This is a genomic window from Parafrankia sp. EAN1pec (assembly GCF_000018005.1).
GTDB lineage: Bacteria > Actinomycetota > Actinomycetes > Frankiales > Frankiaceae > Parafrankia > Parafrankia soli.
On the sequence record NC_009921.1, the window covers coordinates 787,906 to 807,047 of the forward strand.

Genomic DNA, 19,142 nt, shown 5'->3' on the forward strand with positions numbered 1-19,142 from the left:
GGGCCGGTGCTGGACCGGACATGCCGATCGGCGATGGTTGAGCAGTGGTGTCATCACCACGAACACCCAGGCCGACCGGCGAAGGAGGAGGCAGGCGGGTGACCGAGCGGACCGGCGGTCCTGTCGACACCGAGGGCGCGTCGAACACTGAGCGGCCCCGGAGCAAGATCCTCCTGGTGGACGACCGACCCGACAACCTGATGGCGCTGGAGGCGATCCTCGCCTCCCTGGACCAGGATCTGGTGACCGCGTCCTCGGGCGAGGAGGCGCTCAAGCGCCTGCTCATCGACGACTTCGCGGTCATCCTCCTCGACGTCCAGATGCCTGGAATGGACGGCTTCGAGACCGCGCACCGGATCAAGCAGCGCGGGCGGACGCGGGACACTCCGATCATCTTCCTGACGGCGATCGACCGCGAGCCGCACCACGCCTTCCGGGGCTACGCGGTCGGCGCGGTGGACTACATCGCCAAGCCGTTCGACCCCTGGCTGCTGCGGGCCAAGGTGAGCGTCTTCGTCGAGCTGTTCGAGAAGAACGAGCGGCTGGCCGAGCTCGCCCACCAGCGGGTGCGCGACTTCGACCTCATCACCGAGGTCGCCGAGCGCCTGATCGCGCTTGACGTGCTCCTCGACGGCGCCGCGACGTCGAACGAGGAGACGCTCGCCGCCGCGAGCGCCGAGGTGCGCGGCCTGGTCTCGCGGCTGCGGCCCTTTGCGCGCTCGACGGGCGGCCAGCCCGAGTAGCCGCTGCCGCTGCCGGCGCCGGCCGGCGCCGGCAGCGGCGGGGCCGGTAGTTGCCCGCCGACTGGCGGGTTGCCGTTTCGTCCCCCTGCCGTGTGCGCCGACGGTAAGGTCCCTCGTACCGGGAGTGGTCGCGAGGGGGGCGGGGCGATGGCGGGCGGCGACCCGCACGCGATCGCCGCCGAGGATCTGCCCCGGCTGCGGCTGCCCTACGCCGACGGCCTGATCACCATCGACCGGGTCCGCCGCTTACCCGACTCCCCGGTCTGCCGGGTGCGGCCCGGCGACCCGGCGGAGGGCTCGGTCGTCACGCTGGTCGACTTCGTCATGGCCGACCCCGCCCAGGCCGCCCGCACGGCCACCGCCCTGGTGCGGGCGGCCGACCTGACGGCCGTCGCCGTGCACGCGCGCTACGCGCCGACAGCCGCCGCGGCGCTCGCGGTCTGCTTCGCCGGCCGGGTCCGCGACGCCCGGGCCGGCCGCGGCCTGTCGGTGCGGATCGTCGTCGCGGACCATCGCCCGGAGCTTTCCGGCCCGCCGCCCGGCAGTGCGGGTGTCGTCGCCGTCGGTGGTGCCCGTGGCCCGGCCGGCGCCAGTGCCGGTGCCGGTGACGCCGGTCCGGGGCTGATTCGGGTGCCGCACATCGTGGCCATTCATGACTGGCCGAATGGTCCGAGTGGTCCGCAGGGTGGTCCGAAGGGGCCTGTGGGGGTGACGGACCGGGTGGTGTGGGAAATCATGAGCGCGGACCAGCATCGGGCGTGGCTGGGCGGGGTTCCCGGCCCGGATCGGGATGGTCTGGAGCGTCATCTGGGCGGGCTCGTCGCGCTCGCCGGGCTGGTAAGGGCGCCAGGTGCGCAGGTCCCGCACCGCGAGGAGGTTCTCCGCGCGCTCGCTGGTGGCCCGTTGACGACCGAGGCGGTGCACCGCCACCCGGGCCCGCTGCTCGCCGCCGCGGCCGTCCTCGGGAACCGCGAAGCGTAACCAGGCCGCGTAGGCGCCCGACCGCGCCGATAACATGCGGTTGCGCCCGACGCGCCTGCGACATCCCGTTACGGGGTTTCACAAATATTTCGGAGGTGTCGAATCTGTGGTCATTGCCCGGCGACACCTCGAACGTTCGCGCGGCAATCAACCGGTTTCGATCGGTCCGTATGTTGTCGAACGTCAGCTCCTCGAGGCCGGAACCGGGCCGGTCTATCTCGGGCGGGATCCCGAGGGCGGCCAGGTGGCCATCAAGGTGATCAGCGCGGCGTTCGCTCGCGACCATGATTTCCGCCGCAGGCTGCGCGCCGATCTCGAGACCGTACGCGCACTGGCACCTCCGTGCCTGGCGGACATCATCGACGCCGACACATCCGCCCATCCGCCGTATGTCGTCACCGAGTTCGTGGACGCTCCGACCCTGGCAGCGACGGTCGCGCAGGGCGGTCCGCTGGCGGTGCCCGACGTTCGCCGGCTCGCCGTGGCGCTCGGTTCGGCGCTGACGGGGCTCCATGGTGCCGGTCTCGTCTTCGGTGACCTTAAACCGGCGAATGTGGTGCTTTTCGAGGGTGGAATCCGCCTCGTCGACTTCGGGTTGTCGCGAGTTTTGAACACCGTTGCCCTACCGGGTCGCGGCGGATCAGGGCCCGGGATGGGTACCCCCGCATTTATTACCCCGGAGCATGTCCTGAGGCAGCCGCTCACGATGGCGTCAGACATCTTCACGTGGGGTGGAGCAGTCCTCTTCGCCGCGACCGGACGACTGCCGTTCGGTAACGGATCACCGCAGGTTCTGTTGCAACGTGCGGTCTATGCGGAACCCGACCTCACCGGTTTGGACCCGGTACTGCGCGACGTAGTCAGCGCCACGATGCGTAAGGATCCCTCCCGCCGACCCGGCGCCGCGGAGCTGCTCGAGGTGCTCGGACGACTTGTCGGTGGCCTCCCGGCACCCACGGGCCTGGATCCGCTCGAGATCGCCGCCGCGGCGGCCGTAAGCGCCGCCGCCCCGCCCACCGAGACACCCGCCGCCCCGCCTGACGAGATGTCTGCGGTCGAGGCGCCTGCCGACACCGCTGGCGTCGTCCCGGCGGCCGCTGTGGCAGTCGCCGAGGCCGCCGAGCCCGCCCCGGTGCCGGCGAGCGCGCCGGACGCGGCTGTCGCTCCGGATCCGACGCCCGACTCCGATGCCGAGCCCGCGCCCGAGGCCCCGGCGGAGTCTGAGCCCACGGCGGAGTCTGAGCCCACGGCGGAGTCTGAGCCCACGGCGGAGTCTGAGACGAAGCTTGAACTCGGGCCCGAGGCCTCGCTCGAACCTGAGCCCACGGCGAAGTCCGAAGCGAGGCCCGAGCCTGAGAGCGGTCCCGGGGCTGGCACCGGGGCGGCGGCCAGCGCTGCCGCCGAGCCCGGGATCGGAAGGCCGCCGGCTCAGTCTTCGGAGGCGGCCCAGTCTTCGGAGCTGTCGGAGCCCACTGCGCTGGCTGCGCTGGCCGACGGACGTCGACGGCCTGACGGGCACTGGTTGTTTCGGCTGTTCATGGCGGGGATCGCCAGTCTCGCCGTCCTGACCATGGCGGTCGAGATCACGGGGGCTGTTCGGGCCCAGGCCGCGGTGCGGGCGTCCAAGGCCACCGCCGGTCAGGCGCGCGCCCTGCTGGAGCGTCAGCCGGACCTCGCCGGCCAGCTCGCCGCGGCGGCCTACGAGATCGCTCCGACCGCGGCGGCCGGCGAGGCGCTCATCGCCGCGGCTGTCCGTCGGAGCGGCCACCTGCCCGGCGACGTCCGCGACCTCGCCGTGGCCCCGGATGGCAGCAGCATCGTCACCGCGGGCGACACCGGCGCCGGCCTCTGGAACCTCACCGACCCGTCCGCCAACCGTCGCATCACCGCGTTCCCCGTCGACGGGCCCGCGGTCAGCGCTGTGGGCTACGTGTCGTCCCCCGGGCGGACGGCCGCCGCCGGCCAGATCATCGTCACCGCGGCCGGCCCGGCAGGCGCGGGCGAGAGCAAGGTCCAGCTGTGGCGGGTGACGCCGGACGGCGCGGTCGAGCGGCTCGGCGTGCTCGCCGGGCACACCGGCACCGTCGGCGAGATCGCGGTGAGCCGGGCCGGCGACGCGATCGCCACCGGCTCCTCGGACGGCATGCTCCGGCTGTGGGACGTGACCGACCCACGCGCCCCCGCCGAGCTCGCCGTCCTGCGGACACCCGGGCCGATCACCGCGTTGGCGTTCTCCCCGGGCGGGGATCAGATCCTGGTCGGCGGGGCCGCCCGCCTCTCGCTGTGGTCGCTGCATGATCCGCGCCAGCCGCGCCGGCAGGGCCTGCTGCACGGCGAGGGCGTCGTCGCCGGCGCGTCCTACTCCCCGGACGGCCGGACGCTCGCGGTAGCCACCACCGGCCTGCCGGACGCCGCGACGGAGCCCGGGTCGACCGCCGGCGTTCCGATGGCGGTCGCCTCGTCCCTGGCGCCGCCGGAGAAGTCGCGGTCCGTGGTGGAGATCTACCAGCCGGGGGACCCGCGGGGGCTGCACCGGCTCACCTCCTTCGCCCCCGCGAGCGGCGCGGGAATGGTGGCCTTCTCACCGGACGGGCGGGCACTCGCGGTGGCCGCCGCGGCGGGCGGCGGCGACGTCGGCGTCTGGGACATGTCGAACCCGGCCCGGCCGCGCCCCCGGCTCGCCCTGCCCACGCCCGCGGCACCCTCCGACTCCGCCGGACCCTCCGACTCCGCCGGGCCCTCCAACCTGGCGGCGCTCGCGATCGCCGGGTCGGCGCCCGCCGCACCCGAACCGGCGGCGCTCGAATCGGCCACGCCCCCACCGGCCAGCCTCGCGCCGACCGCGCTCGCCTTCGCCGACGGCCCCGCCCGGACACTCGCCGTCGCCGACGGGAACGGCGCGCGCGTGTGGGATCTCGACCCGCGGACCGCGCGGGACCAGGTCTGCGGCCGGGCCCAGGCCGAGATCACGAGGCGGGACTGGCGTAGGTACATCCCCGACCGCCACTACTCGCCGCCCTGCCCCCGGAACTGACCGCCGACCGGGACACCGCCCCGACCGTCCGGCCCTGCAGGGGCCAGCCCAGCGCTGTGCCCGACCCCGCCCGAACCTCCCTGGTCGGTCCCGCCCGCCTTCCGTGAGCGGCGCTGCCCGGTGTGTCCGTGTGACTTCGTCCGGTTGCGGTCGACAGATACCTCTGTTGCAGAGGAATATAAGGGCGTGGAGATCGCGAGCCGGGCAGGACGGATGTCCGGTGCGGCCGGTGCCCTGCTGCGGGAGCCCGCCCGGCCGGCCAGGATCCGTGAGTCGCCGCTGGCGACCGTGCTCGCGGTCGGCACCGTCTGCATCGGCAGCTTCCTGGGCCAGCTCGACGCCAGCATCGTCACGATCGCGCTCGCCGACCTGCGTGCCGACTTCGGCATGTCCCTCGGCCTGGCGACCTGGGTCAGCCTTTCCTACCTGGTGACGCTGGTCGCGACCATCGCCGCGCTCGGCCGGCTCGCCGACATGTACGGCCGCAAGCTGCTGACCCTGTACGGATTCGCCCTGTTCACGGTGGCCTCGGTCGGCGCCGCCCTGGCCCCCGGCATCGGGGTGCTCATCGTCTGCCGGGTCGCGCAGGCCCTCGGCGCGGCCATGCTGCAGGCGAACAGCGTCGCCCTGATCGCGACGACCGTCGAGCCGAGGCGTCTCACCGCGGCGCTCGGCGCCCAGGGCGCCGCCCAGGCGTTCGGGCTCTCGCTCGGGCCGTTGGCCGGCGGTCTGCTGCTCGAGCTCGGCGGGTGGCGGTGGGTCTTCTGGGCCCACATACCCGCGGGCGTGATCGGGTTCGTGCTCGGCGTCCTGTTGCTGCCCCGCACGAGGGCGCACGCGCCGCGGACGCCGTTCGACTGGCGGGGCCTGGCCCTCCTGGTGCCCACGGTGTCGGCCGTGCTGCTCGCGCTGTCGGTCGGCGAGTCCGCCCGCTCGGTCGGTCCGCTCGCCGCCGTCGGCGGGCTGGTGCTGGTCGCGGCGCTCGGCGGGGTGCTGTTCGTCCGCCGCGAGTCGTCCGCCGCGAGCCCGATGGTCGACCTGCCGCTCGTGCTGCACCGGGCGGTCGGGCCGCGGCTGGCCGCGGGGACGTTCTCCTTCCTCGTCCTGTTCGGCCTGCTGCTCACGATCCCGCAGAACTCCGACGACGGCGCCGTGGCGGTGGGCCTGCTGCTGGCGACCCTGCCGATCGCGATCGGGGTCGCGGCGCCGGTCGCGGGCACGCTCGTCACCCGGCTCGGCGTCCGCGCGGTGACGTCCGGCGCGATGGTGTGCGTGGCCGGCGGCCTCGGCCTGCTGGCGGCGGGGGGGAGCGGCCCGGCTGTCGGCGTGCCCTCGCTGGCGCTGATCGGCTGCGGGCTCGGCCTGTTCACCCCGTCCAACAACGGCGCCGTCATGGCTGCCGTGCCGGCACAGCAGAGCGGGATGGCCAGCGGCGTGGTGAACATGACCCGAGGGCTCGGCACAGCCCTGGGTGTCTCGGTGTCGGCTCTCGCCTACGCGGCGGGTGGCTTCGTCGCGACGATGCTGCTGCTCGCCGCGATCGCGCTCGGCGGGGCACTGCTCGCCGCCACAGCCGCCGCGCCCACGGTGCCGGGCAGCGCGCTGCCGCGTCAGCGCGAGAACGACCGCGCGGCGCCGTAACCGGGCCCGATCTCCGGCCGGCCGGCGCGGGACGTCCACCGCCACTGCACCGAGACGCGCCCGCCCACGTACCCGGGGACCCGGGGCACCGCGTGCAGCCAGTCGGCCTGCGCGCGCCCGCCGAGCACGAGCAGGTCGCCGCCGGCCGGGGCGAGGTCGCGGCCACCGGGAGCCATCGGGTCGTTGAGGATGCGGCGGCCGGGCGGCAGGTGCCGGGACTTCACGAGGAACGGCCGGCGCGCGCCGAGGGTGAGGATCGCGATTACCGTGTCGTCCAGCCAGCGCATCTCGCGGTCGCGGTGGAAGGCGACGGCGTCGTTCCCGTCGCGGTACCAGGACATCCCGTAGCCGTCGAAGTCGACCCCGTAACGGCGCCGCAGCGCGCGGTAGGCGTCCAGCAGGGCGGGGAAGGGCACCGGGCGCCCGCTGCGGATGAAGGCGCTCAGCCGCGGCTCGGTCACGTGGCGCTCGTAGCGCCACATGGTTCCCTGCCGCCAGGAGGTGCCGTCCCGGACGGCGTCGTAGAGCTCGTCCGCCCCGGACATCCAGCCGCGGGCGACGTCCACCCAGGAGTGGTCGTCGAGGCGCACCCGCTCGAACACCGCGGACGGGTCGACGCCGGGGATGACCCGCCGGGCGTCGTCACCGGTCATCGCCCGACGCTACCTCCGTCCGCACAGGGCCCGGAGGCAGCGGGGGCGAACCGTGCGGGATGACCGGACGCCGGGCTTCCGCGGGCGTAACCTCCCGGTTGTCATGACGGTAGATCAGCATGCCAATGCCGTGGGCCTCACCGAGGTCGTCACCCGGCTGCGGCGGGTGCTGCGCAGCAGCATCCGCGCGGACATCCCGTGGGAGTCGCTGCCCATGGCCCAGGTGGAGCTGCTCCAGTGCGTCGCCGAGCGGGACGGCACCCGGGTCGGTGAGCTCGCCGGGCTGTTGCGGCTCGCGCCGAACTCGGTCTCGACGCTGGTCGCCCAGCTCACCGATGCCGGCCTCGTGCGGCGCGAGCGGGATCCGGCGGACCGCCGGGCCGTGGCCCTGCGGCTCACCGAGGCGGGCGAGCAGGCGCTCACCGGATGGCTGCAGGCGCACGAGCGGCGGATCGGCACCGCCATGGAGCTCCTCGCCGACCACGACCGCGACGTGATCATCGCGGCGTTGCCGGCCCTCGGCCGCCTGGTCGAGGCGCTAGACGACCGCCCCCGCCCGCCCAACGAGTGAGATCACCCGGGACGGCCTGGTCAGTGGGATCGGCCGATGTTCCCGACCTCAGGACCGGACGAGGCGGGCGATGGCCGCGGTGGCCTCGCGGACCTTCTCGTCCGCCGCGGGCCCGCCTTCGGCGACGGCCTGGGCCACGCAGTGCGCGAGATGATCGGACAGCAGGCCGAGCGCCACGGACTGCAGGGCCCGGGTGGCCGCGGACACCTGGGTGAGGATGTCGATGCAGTACTTGTCCTCGGCGACCATGCGTTGCAGGCCGCGGACCTGGCCCTCGATCCGCCGCAGCCGGGCGGTGTACTCGTCCTTGCTGTTTGCGTAACCGTGCTGCGACTTTCCATGATCGGAGTGGGGTGAGGTTGGCTGGCTCTCTTCCGGTTGGCTCTCTTCCGACCGGCCCGCCTCCGGTTGGCTCGCCTCCGGTTGGCCCAGCTCCGGTTGGCTCTGAGCCGCCCGGTCCTGAGTCGTCTGGCTGACTTCAGCCTTCACCCGCACCGCCCGCCCCACGCCGTCACCCCGGAAATACCCCCCAACGGTACGTGCGAACAGGGGTGACCGTCGAGGTCAGCCCAGGGGGCCCAGCAGTTCGACCCGGACGCCCCGGTCGTCCAGCGCCTGGCGGACCCGCGGCCCCGCGTTGCGCAGGCGCAGCCGGGAGCCGCAGCGGGTGGCATGCCGGCTCATGGCTCCGAGCAGCACTGCTCCCAGCGGATCGGCGTCCCGCACGCCGGCGAGATCGACGATGATCTCCCGCTGCCCGAGGGTGGCCGCCCGCGCGACGGCGGACCGCGCCGCGCTCGCGGCGCTCGCCACGAGCAGCCCGGACAGGTGGATGACGGCACCCTCCTCCCGGAGCTCGACACGGGCCGAGAGGGGACACGCCGAGGGGCGGGGCTCGACGGCGGAGAACGCGGCAGCGGCCACCACCCTGCCCCCGGCGGCGACCGTCGCAATCGCGGCGGTGGTCGCGAGCCCGCTAGTGGTGGTGAGCCCGGTGGTGGCCGTGAGCTCGGCGGTGGCCGCGATTCCGGTGGTCGGTGTGATCTCGGCCGTGGCCACCGGGCCGGGTGGCGCCGCCCCGGAGGCGCGCAGCGGTACCGCCCCCGGTGGGGCCCCCGTCGGTGGGGCCGCCGTGACCGGCACGAGTGCCGTCGAAGGCCCTGCCGCACGACCGGCATGGGTGGTGAGAGTGCCGGCTTCTTTGCCGATGGTGAGCGTCACGTCGTCTCCGAAGGGAGCGAGGTCGCGGTAGACGCGCGAGAGTTACCCCAGGTTCCTGCCCGGTAAGTATCGCGCCATCTAGTGACGGAAACCAATGCCGAAAGTCACCTTGTGTTGTGCCGGTGACGAGTGTATAGCGTGTCACATTTACGGGCGTTGGCCTGGTCGGAGCTGGTAAAAGCGCCGGCGTCTCAGGCCAGGATCTCCGCCGCGACGTCGGTGGCGGCGGGGAGCAGGAGGGAATGGGAGCCCGCGCCGACCGGCAGGCCGCTGCACCGGTGCAGCAGCTCGGCCGGCGCCGCCAGCAGCTCGTCGCCCCCCGCCGGAGCCAGCAGGGTGACACCGAACGGCAGGCCCGCCGCAAACCCCACCGGAACGGCCACCGCGGCCAGGTCCAGCAGGTTCGCGAACGTCGTGTACCGGCCGAGGTTTGCGTTGAGGCGGATCGGGTCGGCGAGCATCGCGTCGATCCGGTACGTCGTCGGAACGGTCGGCACCACGACCATGTCGACGTCCACCCACGTCCGCTCCGCGCTGCGCCGTAGGGCGCGCAGCCGGGTCAGGCCGCGGAACACCTCGGCGCCGGTGATTCCCGCGCCCGGTTCGAGAACCGCCCGGATGACGGGATGCACCGGGTCCGCCGGGCCGGCGTCCGGGACCGTCTGAAGGAACGCCTCCACAGCGGCGTACCGCTCCGCCAGCCACGGGCCGCCGTAGAGCAGGGTGCCCGCCTCCAGGAACGGGCCGAGGTCGATCTCCGTCACCTCGGCGCCCCCGTCGGCGAGCAGGTCCACGCCGACACCGAACACGGCCGCGGCGCCCGCGTCGCCGAGGAAGTCGAGCTGATCGGCCCGGGGCACGCCGATCCGCGGCACTTCGGTCCGCGGCGCTCCGGTCCGCGGCGCTCCGCCCGGCGCCGGGCTTCCGAGCCCGGGGAACCGGCGGGAGTACGGGTCCTCCTCGTCGTAGCCGCTCATCACCGACAGCACGCGGTAGGCGTCGGGTACGGAGAGCGCGAAGACGCTCGGGCAGTCCAGCGAGCGGCAGGCGGGCACCACGCCCCTGGTGCTCACCAGCCCGCGGGACGGCTTGAGCCCGACGGTGTTCGTCAGCGCCGCCGGCACCCGGCCCGAGCCGGCGGTGTCCGTGCCGACCGCGAACGTGACCAGCCCGTCCGCGACGGCCACACCGGATCCCGAGCTCGACCCGCCGGCGATCATGTATGGGTCGAACGGGGACGCGGGGATCCCGTAGGGGGAGCGGGTGCCGGACAGCCCCGTGGCGAACTGGTCGAGGTTGGTCTTCCCGACGCAGACCGCGCCGGCCGCGAGCAGCCGGGCGACCGCCGGCGCGGTGCCCGCCGGGAGCCGGCTGAAATCGGGGCAGCCGGCCGTCGTGGGCAGCCCGGCGATGTCGATGTTGTCCTTCACCGCGAACGGCAGCCCGAACAGGGGGGGCAGGCTGGGCCCGGTCCCGGCCGCCGTCCCGGGCTCGGGCCCGAGCCCGTCGGGGCCGGCGTGTCCGAGGCGTGCGCTCGCCAGCAGGACGTCCAGCTCGGTGGCCCGGCGCATCGCCTCCGCGCGGGGCACCAGGGTGATCCACACCCCGTCGTCGCCGCGTGCAGCGATCCGGTCGTAGACGCCGTCCACCACCTCGCGCACGCTCAGCCGTCCCGCGAGGTAGCCGGCGCGCAGGACGTCGGCCTGCAGGTCCGGCGGGGTGGGGCGGCGCGTGCTCCGGTCGCTCACCGGGCGGTCGCTCACCGGGCGGTCACTCACCGGGCGTCACTCAGGCCGCCGCGAGCGCGGCCGAGACCGCGTCCCGCACCGCCGCCGAGGTCGCGACGGCGCCGAACACCCCGCCCTGCATCGTCACCATGTGCAGGGCCGCCCGGTGGTTGGCGGGGTCGGTCGCGCCCGTGCAGTCCGAGAGGATCAGGCACTCGTAGCCGCGGTCGTTGGCGTCGCGCATCGTCGTGTGGACGCAGACGTCCGTGGTGATGCCTGTCAGGATGATGTGGGTGATCCCGCGCCGGCGCAGCACGAGGTCGAGGTCCGTGGCGTAGAACGAGCCCTTGCCCGGCTTGTCGATGATCACCTCGCCGGGCAGCGGCGCGACCTCGGGGACGATCTCCCAGCCCGGCTCGCCGCGGGTGAGGATGCGCCCGCGCGGGCCCGCGTCGCCGATCCCGGCGCCGATCCGCTTCGAGCGCCACAGCTTGTTCGGCGGGCAGTCGGACAGGTCGGGGCGGTGCCCCTCCCGGGTGTGAATGATCATGAAGCCCAGGGGACGCAGCACCCCGAGCAGCGCCGCCGTGGGGGCCAGGCCCGCCCGGGTGAGCTCGAGGTCGTACCCCATCGTGTCGACGTAGCCGCCATCGCCGCAGAAGTCGACCTGCCAGTCGATGTTGATGACGGCGGTGGTCGCGGGGCTGAACGAGCCGTCGTAGGGCCAGTTGTAGGGCTCGGCGGTGACGGGCCCCACGGTGAGACCACCGCTCGCGGGGGCCACGGGTTCGGTCGTGACGGTCATCTGCTCCTCCTCGGCCGGCCAGATCTCTCGTCGGCGCAGCGTTTTCCGCCGGCGCAGCGTTTCCCGTCGGCGCACCGTGCTAGATGGCCGAGCGGGGCGGACGTCCGCGGTTCAGCACCATCTGGGTGATGGCCTGGGCCGCCCGCCGCTCCACGACCTCCATCGACTCGCCGACGTGGCTGCGCAGCGCCCGCACACCCGCCTCCATCTCCCCGGCGAGCACCTTCTCGAGGATGTCGAGATGCTGGGTGATGGTCAGATCGATCCGGTCGGCGGTCAGGAAGTCGTACATCCGCACGGGGCGGATCCGGGCGTTCACAGCGTCGAGCATGTTCGCGAGTTCGCCATTGCCGGACGCCCGGCTGAGCGTGATGTGAAAGTTCTCGTCCAGGGCCACAAAGGCCGGGTCGGGCGTGGGGGGATCGGCGCGTAGCGCCCGCCAGTCGTCGCGTAGCGGTTCGAGCAGCGCGGCCTGGTGCGCCGCGCCGGACTCCAGCGCCCGCTGCAGCCCGCGCAGCTCCAGCGTGACCCGGATCTCGTACAGGTCGCGCAGCCCGGCGAGGTCGGGTTCGGCGGGGTAGTAGCCGCCGTCCTGCCGCTTCTCGACCAGGCCGTCCCCGGCGAGCCGGGTCAGGGCCTCGCGTACCGGTGTCCTCGACACTCCCAGCAGCGCGGCGACGCGTTCCTCTCCCAGGCGGTCCCGGAAGGAGAACTCCCCTGACATGAGCCGATGGCGCAGCGCGACGTAGACATGGTCCCGCAGGTTTCCCGAGCCGGAGGCCCGGGTGGTTGGCGACGGTGTCATGACGCCGAGCATCTGCCATGGACGGCGCGGACGTACCACCCGCCCGCCGTCCCACCAGTGACCCGCCTCGCGGGGCACGCGGCGCGGGGCCGTGCCGGGATCGCGGCACAGGCAGCAGCACAGGTCGCAGTGCCGGCCGCGGTGGGTGCGTGGCCGGGCCCGGCCCGCGGTGGCGGGCGGAGCACCCGTCCGCGACTTTCTGCATACCGAGCTGTATACAGTGTCGTGTACATGAAAGTGAAGGTAGAGACGAAGAATTTTCTGATCAACACTCGCGCAGTTACATTCACACGTCGACGGTTAAGTACCCGTTAATCGAGGGTGCGGAAGGTGGCCGGATGGAGCCGCGCGGTGCGCACGGGACCCGCAGCACCCCCCAGGGCGGCACCACGCAGGGCGGCCCCGCACAGGGTGCTGTCGCCGCCGGCCGTGGCGCCGGGACTGCCGCGGGCCCGGCCTTCCTCCTGCTGCACGGCACCGCGACGACCGGGGCGGTGTGGTCGGGTGTGCGCGCGGCACTCGCCGGCCGGGAGGTGCACGCTCCGGACCGCCCGTCCACCGGCGAGCTGGCCGCGGAGATCGCGGCGCTGGCGCCGTCCGTGGCCGGCCGGGTGCTCGGGGGAGTCAGCGGCGGCGCCACCCTCGGTCTCGCGATGCTCGCGGCCGGTGTCCCCATGGCCGCCGCTGTGCTGCACGAGCCGGCGGTCGGCTCGCTCGTCCCGGGGCTGCTCACCCCGATGGCGGAGGCGTTCGCCTCGGGCGGGGTGACGGCGTTCGGGCAGCGGCTCTACGGCCCGTGCTGGCGGCCGGGGCACGCGCCGGCCGACATCGCGATGGTGGAGCGCGACCTCGAGATGTTCCTCGGCTTCGAGCCGGGCTCACCGCCAGTGGGGGCGCCACCGGTCCTGATCACCGTCGGCGCACAGTCACCGCCCGTGCGGCATCGCGCGGCCGCGGCGCTGCGGGCCCGGTTCGGTCTTCCCGTCCGGGTGCTGCCGGGGTGCGGTCACGCCGTCCACCTGGAAGCGCCGGAGCTGTTCGCGGCGCTGCTCGCCGAGACCGCGGCCGGCCTCCCACACTGATCCGCCGGCGCTGAGCGGCCGGGTCAGCGTTCGACGTGGTGGGGCGGCAGATCCGCCAGGAGACGGGCGAGGTCGGCGTCGGCCTCGTTCTCGTCGAGCAGGGTCTCGTCGCCCCAGCCGATCTCCCGCTCGTCGCTGGGGAGCTCGTGGTCGGGCAGCGGCGCGTCTCCCATGAGGATCTCCTCCGATCGCCATGCGGCCCGGTGGCCGCTCGGTCTGTGCGGGGCGGTCCTGTCCGGCCGGTGCCCTCGCGAGCGGCGGCACCGGCGGCGGGGCCAATCTACCGGCGCGGCCCCGCCGGACGGGGCAGACGACACGGCCCGCCACCGGTCCCGTTCCGACGCTCATCTTCGGGCCCCGGGAGCCCGGTCAGCCCCTTGGCGGCGCTAGGGGTGAGCCTCGTCGCACGGGCGGGTTGGGCGGGCGGCGGCCGCTGCGCGGTCGGCTGGTGCGCGGTCGGCGAGCGTTGCGGTAAGCGCCGCCGCCATAGCGCCGACGATCACGCGGTGGGTGGCCTGCCCGCCCGCGCGGTAGGCGTCGCGCTCCCGCTGGGACCAGGCCCGTTCGAACAGGCCGGGCTCCGCGGGCTCGGTGGCCAGGACGGCCCGCAGCGAGGCTCGGTACCTGGCCACCAGCAGTGGCGGTTCGCCGTACGGATTCTCGTCGTAGGCCTCGTCGCGGTCTATCAGCTCACGGATCTCGTCGCCGCCGATCGGCCGTCGCGGCCGGTGCTCTGCCGACGGATGCGCTGCGGGTGGGTCTGCTGGGGGCATGGTTTCCTCCTCGGCCATTATTTGTCGACAAGCAAAAACGAGCCTAGCGAGGTTCTTGGACAAGAGCAAAGTGGTTACGATGTTCGCTGTGGACGACGGTGAGCAGTTGGTAGGCATCGGGGACATCGCGTTCCAACTCAAGATCACGCGACAGGCCGTGGACTACTGGACTCGCAAGGACGCCAAGTTTCCGGAGCCTCTGCAGGTCATCAACGCGCCGGCCGGCAGCGGGGCCAAAGGAACCAGGGTTTGGCGCAAGCGTGAGGTCGATGCCTGGATCGTGGAGCACTACCGGCGGCGCAAACAGTAGTGGCATGCGCGGCCGGTATGGCTGATCGAGGTACGGCTGATCCCGGCGCGGTCGCGGTGGCCGGGATGCCGTGCGGTGTCAGGGATCCCGTACACAGGGAGCCTTGATCACAAAAACGGGCAATACGCCCGAAACGCCCACGACAAGTGTCGCCGGGTATGTGATTCGACCCGCTCAAGCGGAGCGCGGTCTCCGATCTCGTGGATCGACGGTATTCGGTACCCGAGTTCGCCGTGGTGGTCCGTTAGTGCGGCCGGGCGCCTTCCGGTAACCGGTCGCGTGACACCGCCGCCGTCTTGAACGCGTGCGACGGAGGGCGCGCCGGCGGGGTTCCTTCCGCTGCTGCCGGTCGCAATTAGCCGGACGTCCTTGAATCCGTTTAATTGGGTACACCAATCTCTTCGGCGGTCCGCCCATGCGGCTGATTGCCTACCAGTCCGTTGCCGCCGAGCCATCTTGTTGTCGCCACGCAAGCTGCTGCGCCGCTCGGGAGTCGTGGCGTCGAACCACGAACTCGCTGGTGAGGGCACGCTGCGGGGGTGGGGGGACGGCCTGTGGGGCCCGGCGGCGTGGGCGCGTGACCAGGCCTGGGCCCATGGTTCGAGGGACGGTAGGTCGGTGGCCACCTGGCCTGGGAGGCACCCCACCGGGCGGGCCCGGGCCGCGGCGGTCGGCGTCACCACGGCTCGCGCCGAGCCGGCCGGGGTCCGCCCCGAAGTGAGTTGCCGCAGCGGCGTACGGAGTGGTTGAGCCAACTCACTCCGCTGGCGACCCCACCGTGAGGGGTAGTAACTGTTGCCCAAATGGCACTCGTTAGCTCTCTCCAGATTGCTATAGTTGTCATGTGAACCTTAAGGAGTGGGCAGAGTCGCAGGGTGTGGCGTACGTGACCGCCCAGCGCTGGTTCCACGCCGGCAAGCTCCCGGTCCCGGCACGCAAGGTCGGTGGCCTGATCCTCGTCGGCGAGCCCGACCGCCCGGCTACTTCAGGCACGGTGGTCGTGTACGCCAGGGTGTCGTCCGCAGACCAGAAGTCTGATCTCGACCGGCAGGTCGCTTGCGTCACCGGCTGGGCCACCGGGCAGGGGCTGCCTGTCGACAGGGTCGTGACCGAGGTCGGGTCGGCGTTGAACGGGCATCGGCGGAAGTTCCTCGCGCTGCTCCGCGACCCCGCGGCGACGACGATCGTCGTCGAGCATCGCGACAGGTTCGCCCGCTTCGGCGCCGAGTACGTCGAGGCCGCTCTCGCCGCGAACGGCCGCCGCCTCCTCGTCGTGGACCCAGCCGAGGTCGATGACGACCTGGTCCGCGACATCACCGAGATCCTGACCTCGATGTGCGCCCGGCTGTACGGCCGCCGCGCCGCCGCGAACCGAGCCCGCCGCGCGGTCGCCGCCGCCACTGAGGCGGCCGAATGAGGACGTTGCAGGCGTACCGGTTCGCGCTCGACCCGAACGACGCCCAGGCCGCGAACCTGCGTCGCCACGCGGGGGCGGCCCGGTTCGCCTACAACTGGGGCCTGGCCCGGGTGAAGGCCGCGTTCGCGCAGCGCGACGCGGAGAAGTCCTACGGCCTGGACGGCGACCTGCTCACCCCGGTGCCGTGGACGCTGCCCGCGCTGCGGCTTGCCTGGAACGCCGCCAAGCGGGACGTCGCGCCCTGGTGGGACGAGTGCTCGAAGGAGGCGTACTCGGCCGGGCTGGACCAGTTGGCCCGTGCGTTGAAGAACTTCACCGACTCCCGGAAGGGAAAGCGCAACGGCCGCCGGGTCGGTTTTCCCCGGTTCAAGAAGCGCGGGAAGGCCCGCGACTCGTTCCGCTACACGACCGGTGCCTACGGCCCCGCGACCGATCTGTACGTGAAACTGCCCCGGATCGGCCGGGTCAAGGTCGGCGAGCCGATGGGCGCGCTCACGTCGCGGCTGGCGGATGGCCGGGCGCGGCTGGGTGGCGCGACGGTGTCCCGGACGGCTGGCCGCTGGTTCGTGGCGTTCACCGTCGACACCGACCGGGACGTTTCCGAACGGCCGACCCGCCGTCAGTGGACGGGCGGCACGGTCGGCGTCGACCTGGGCGTGAAACACCTCGCGGTCCTCTCCACCGGCGAGACGGTGGCGAACCCGAAACGGCACGCCGCCGCGCTGCGGAAACTGCGCCGCGCGTCGCGGGCCTATGCCCGGTCGAAGCCGGGTAGCGCTGGGCGCCGGCAGCGCGCCGCCGGGCTCGCGACGATCCATGCCCGGGTCGCGAACCAGCGCCGCGACGGGCTGCACAAGCTCACGACACGGCTCGCCCGGTCCCACGACGTGATCGTGGTCGAGGATCTACACGTCGCCGGGATGGTCCGCAACCGGCGGCTCGCCCGCGCCGTCTCGGACGTCGGGATGGGTGAGATCCGCCGGCAACTCGACTACAAGACCCGCTGGTACGGTTCGCGGCTGCACGTCGCGGACCGCTGGTATCCGTCCTCGAAGACCTGTTCCGGCTGCGGCTGGCGAAACCCAAGCCTGACGCTGTCGGACCGCACGTTCCGCTGCCAGTCCTGCGGGCTGGTGGCCGACCGCGACCACAACGCCGCGATCAACCTCAGACACCAGGTCGCCGCCAGTACGTCGGAGACCGTAAACGCCCGTGGAGCCGACCATAAGACCCGCACGAGCGGGCAGGTGGCTGGGAAGCGGGAACCTGGCACGGCCAAGGCCGGTCAGACCAGGAGTGCCGGCGCGCAAGTGCCGGCGGCGTGAACGGCGAGCGCTATCGCTCATCGAGCCGCAACGGTATCAGCTCACGTCGATGACGGCCCCACCGGACCGGGCCGCCAGGCCGACGAAGCCGGCGCGGGGAAGAACGCGATCAGGCGGAACCGGTATGTATGGCTGACCAGCTCGCGCGGCTGACCGGCGCGTCGGTGGCCCGGGGCGGATGACGAGCTCCGGAGACGGGCATGGGGCGGCCCCCGGCAACTGCCGGGGGCCGCCCCATGTGAGAAAGGTGCACAGGCGGGCCGGGGGCGGTTCCCGGCCCCCGTCAGGCCGCCGCGGTGCTGGAGGCCGTGCTGCTGGACGTGCTGGACGAACCGCCGTCACCCGACGAGGACCCGGCCGAGGCCGAGGACGAGCCGGTGGAGTCCGACTTGGTGGCCGAGGAGCCGCCGTCGGTGCCGCTCTTGGTGGACGAGTCGCCGTCCGACGAGCCCACGGAATCCTTGGGCCGGGCCGGGACGCCTGACGAGGACCCGGACCGGCTGTCGGTCTTGTAGAAGCCGCTGCCCTTGAAGACGAGGCCAACGGAGCTGAACACCTTCCGAAGCCGGCCCGTGCAAGCAGGACACTCGGTCAGTGCCGCGTCACTGAAGCTCTGCACGGCCTCGAGATCGTGCCCGCAGGCGGTGCAGCGGTACTGGTAGGTCGGCACGGACTCCTCCCGGAGTTGGCACTCGGTGGTAAGGACTGCCAACTCTAACGCCTCGACGGGCCCGCTGGCTTCCCGAATGCCGGAGCAGGTGTCACAGCGGTGCCGGTCGGACGATTCTGGTCGGCGTCACGATGATGGTCACCGGCCGGTCGTGCGGCTTCGCGGGGACGTCCCCGAGCAGCTCGCGGTCGTTCAGCAGCGCGATCACCGGGGTCCCGGGGGTGGCCCGGGTCAGCGCGCGGTCGTAGGAGCCGCCGCCGCGTCCGAGCCGGTTGCCGCGCTCGTCCGCCGCGAGGGCGGGCACGATCACGACGTCGGCCTTGGCGAGTTCGACGAGCGGCGCGCTCGGCGGTGGCTCCCGGGTGCCCATCGCGCCGGGGATCAGTGTGCCGGCGAACTCGCGGAAGTCCAGGTCGAGGTCGGCGCGCACGACCGGGAGCAGCACCCGTACGCCCCGGGCGCGCAGCCGGGTGAGGATCTCGGTGGTGTCGGGCTCGTCGGCCATCCCCACGTAGGCGGCGACGCAGGAGGCGGCGGTGACCTCGGGCAGCGCGAGCAGCCGCTCGGTCAGCACGGTTGGGTCCGGTAGGACGCCGGCCCGCCGCAGCGCGAGCAGCCGCCTGCGCAGCTCGCTCTTGGGTTGTGGTGCTCCGGGCCGCGTGTATGCGGGCACCGGCCCGGGTCTCGTGCCGAGGCCGGAACCGGGGCCGGCCGCGATACCGACCTCGGCACCGTCCCCGGAACCATCAGCGCCGGAACCCGAGCCGGCTGCGGAACCTGGGCCGGCTGCGGAACCTGGGCCGGCTGCGGAACCTGGGCCGGCTGCGGAACCTGGGCCGGCTGCGGTTCCGGAGCCGGCCGCGGAGCCGGTGATCTCCAGGCCGGCGGCCGCCGACCCGGCCGGCCCCACGGGATCCCGTTCGGAGCCGGACCGGCCCACCACGCCACTGCCGGTGACGGTACCTCCGGTCACAGCCATCCCCACCCTCAGCGCACTCGGGCCCGGTGACCTGGGCGCTGGGCCCGCCACCCGACTCCTCGAGCTTTCCGCGCCGGCGTGCTGTCCATGCGGCCGATGGTGATCCGAAAGACGACACCGGCACGACATCCCGCTGGCGAAGGCCTCACGGTACCGTGATCGACCCGCACGTGGAGATCTGCCCGCTGCGGACCCGCCGGGCCCGCCCGACAGGTCGGTGAGCGTGACTTACCGGGTGCGGACGGTCGGTCCCGGAGGGTCTTGGCCGGGCGCGGCCCGCCGTGAGCGGAGCGGGGCTGTCGGGTGCGCCGTGCCGCCGGGGACCACGATGGCCCGATGCCTCACGCGGATGTGGGTTCACGGCCAACACGGATGATCACTAGTTGTGAATGCCCTGTGTGTGTA

General features: G+C 73.1%; 19 protein-coding genes. 9 read left to right on the forward strand and 10 right to left on the reverse strand.

All coding sequences use genetic code 11. The features are described 5' to 3' along the window. The first annotated feature begins 98 nt into the window (after positions 1-98). The 4 genes from FRANEAN1_RS03245 (at position 99) to FRANEAN1_RS03260 (ending at position 6,399) form a co-directional block, all read left to right on the forward strand. Positions 99-743, forward strand: a complete 645-nt coding sequence (locus tag FRANEAN1_RS03245) for a response regulator (protein WP_020458319.1) — start codon at positions 99-101, stop codon at positions 741-743. Between the two features lie 147 nt (positions 744-890). Beyond that, complete coding sequence (locus FRANEAN1_RS03250) at positions 891-1,724, forward strand: hypothetical protein (protein WP_020458320.1); 834 nt, start codon at positions 891-893, stop codon at positions 1,722-1,724. A 34-nt stretch (positions 1,725-1,758) separates the two neighbouring features. Beyond that, positions 1,759-4,758 carry a protein kinase gene (locus tag FRANEAN1_RS03255; protein WP_347176970.1) on the forward strand — a complete coding sequence of 1,000 codons (3,000 nt, stop codon included), beginning with the start codon at positions 1,759-1,761 and terminating at the stop codon, positions 4,756-4,758. A 186-nt stretch (positions 4,759-4,944) separates the two neighbouring features. Then, a complete protein-coding gene (locus tag FRANEAN1_RS03260) occupies positions 4,945-6,399 on the forward strand; it encodes an MFS transporter (RefSeq protein ID WP_020458322.1) in 1,455 nt (484 codons plus the stop codon). Here FRANEAN1_RS03260 and FRANEAN1_RS03265 read toward each other — a convergent pair. Beyond that, positions 6,369-7,052, reverse strand: a complete 684-nt coding sequence (locus tag FRANEAN1_RS03265; protein WP_020458323.1) for an alpha-ketoglutarate-dependent dioxygenase AlkB — start codon at positions 7,050-7,052, stop codon at positions 6,369-6,371. The two genes, FRANEAN1_RS03260 and FRANEAN1_RS03265, sit on opposite strands and share 31 nt — an antisense overlap. 103 nt (positions 7,053-7,155) lie before the next feature. Here FRANEAN1_RS03265 and FRANEAN1_RS03270 point away from each other — a divergent pair, with 103 nt between their 5' ends. After that, the gene (locus FRANEAN1_RS03270) at positions 7,156-7,623 is read left to right on the forward strand and encodes a MarR family transcriptional regulator (protein ID WP_020458324.1); all 468 of its coding nucleotides are present in this window, start codon (positions 7,156-7,158) and stop codon (positions 7,621-7,623) included. A 48-nt stretch (positions 7,624-7,671) separates the two neighbouring features. Here FRANEAN1_RS03270 and FRANEAN1_RS37740 read toward each other — a convergent pair whose 3' ends face one another. The 5 genes from FRANEAN1_RS37740 to FRANEAN1_RS03295 all read right to left on the reverse strand — a co-directional run bounded on the left by FRANEAN1_RS37740 (position 7,672) and on the right by FRANEAN1_RS03295 (position 12,181). Next, positions 7,672-8,112, reverse strand: coding sequence for a metal-sensitive transcriptional regulator (locus FRANEAN1_RS37740; protein WP_157472307.1), 441 nt, complete (start codon positions 8,110-8,112; stop codon positions 7,672-7,674). A gap of 75 nt (positions 8,113-8,187) precedes the next feature. Continuing rightward, on the reverse strand, positions 8,188-8,844 hold the full coding sequence (locus FRANEAN1_RS03280) for an STAS domain-containing protein (RefSeq protein WP_020458326.1): 657 nt from the start codon (positions 8,842-8,844) through the stop codon (positions 8,188-8,190). A gap of 191 nt (positions 8,845-9,035) precedes the next feature. After that, positions 9,036-10,592, reverse strand: a complete 1,557-nt coding sequence (gene atzF / locus FRANEAN1_RS03285; RefSeq protein ID WP_157472309.1) for an allophanate hydrolase — start codon at positions 10,590-10,592, stop codon at positions 9,036-9,038. A 40-nt stretch (positions 10,593-10,632) separates the two neighbouring features. Continuing rightward, positions 10,633-11,376 carry an isochorismatase family cysteine hydrolase gene (locus FRANEAN1_RS03290; protein WP_020458328.1) on the reverse strand — a complete coding sequence of 248 codons (744 nt, stop codon included), beginning with the start codon at positions 11,374-11,376 and terminating at the stop codon, positions 10,633-10,635. 79 nt (positions 11,377-11,455) lie between these two features. Further along, a complete protein-coding gene (locus FRANEAN1_RS03295) occupies positions 11,456-12,181 on the reverse strand; it encodes a GntR family transcriptional regulator (RefSeq protein WP_041255398.1) in 726 nt (241 codons plus the stop codon). 338 nt (positions 12,182-12,519) lie between these two features. Between FRANEAN1_RS03295 and FRANEAN1_RS03300 the strand changes: the two genes are divergently transcribed. Beyond that, positions 12,520-13,263, forward strand: a complete 744-nt coding sequence (locus FRANEAN1_RS03300) for an alpha/beta hydrolase (RefSeq protein WP_020458331.1) — start codon at positions 12,520-12,522, stop codon at positions 13,261-13,263. A gap of 23 nt (positions 13,264-13,286) precedes the next feature. On the opposite strand, the gene FRANEAN1_RS42000 is transcribed toward FRANEAN1_RS03300, so the two are convergent. Both FRANEAN1_RS42000 and FRANEAN1_RS03305 read right to left on the reverse strand, forming a co-directional pair. Then, positions 13,287-13,436, reverse strand: a complete 150-nt coding sequence (locus FRANEAN1_RS42000) for a hypothetical protein (protein ID WP_020458332.1) — start codon at positions 13,434-13,436, stop codon at positions 13,287-13,289. Between the two features lie 213 nt (positions 13,437-13,649). Further along, positions 13,650-14,036, reverse strand: coding sequence for a hypothetical protein (locus FRANEAN1_RS03305; protein ID WP_020458333.1), 387 nt, complete (start codon positions 14,034-14,036; stop codon positions 13,650-13,652). A 79-nt stretch (positions 14,037-14,115) separates the two neighbouring features. On the opposite strand from FRANEAN1_RS03305, the gene FRANEAN1_RS03310 reads away from it, so the two are divergent. From FRANEAN1_RS03310 to tnpB, 3 genes are all read left to right on the forward strand, one after another. After that, positions 14,116-14,346, forward strand: a complete 231-nt coding sequence (locus FRANEAN1_RS03310) for a hypothetical protein (RefSeq protein ID WP_195905892.1) — start codon at positions 14,116-14,118, stop codon at positions 14,344-14,346. Between the two features lie 844 nt (positions 14,347-15,190). Continuing rightward, the gene (locus tag FRANEAN1_RS03315; protein WP_020458336.1) at positions 15,191-15,763 is read left to right on the forward strand and encodes an IS607 family transposase; all 573 of its coding nucleotides are present in this window, start codon (positions 15,191-15,193) and stop codon (positions 15,761-15,763) included. Beyond that, positions 15,760-17,088, forward strand: coding sequence for an IS607 family element RNA-guided endonuclease TnpB (gene tnpB / locus FRANEAN1_RS03320; RefSeq protein ID WP_020458337.1), 1,329 nt, complete (start codon positions 15,760-15,762; stop codon positions 17,086-17,088). Before FRANEAN1_RS03315 ends, tnpB begins: the two co-directional genes overlap by 4 nt. A 283-nt stretch (positions 17,089-17,371) precedes the next feature. On the opposite strand, the gene FRANEAN1_RS38095 is transcribed toward tnpB, so the two are convergent. Continuing rightward, positions 17,372-17,758, reverse strand: coding sequence for an FmdB family zinc ribbon protein (locus tag FRANEAN1_RS38095; RefSeq protein WP_020458338.1), 387 nt, complete (start codon positions 17,756-17,758; stop codon positions 17,372-17,374). A 91-nt stretch (positions 17,759-17,849) separates the two neighbouring features. Beyond that, positions 17,850-18,431, reverse strand: coding sequence for a 5-formyltetrahydrofolate cyclo-ligase (locus FRANEAN1_RS03330; RefSeq protein WP_020458339.1), 582 nt, complete (start codon positions 18,429-18,431; stop codon positions 17,850-17,852). Between the last annotated feature and the right edge of the window lie 711 nt (positions 18,432-19,142).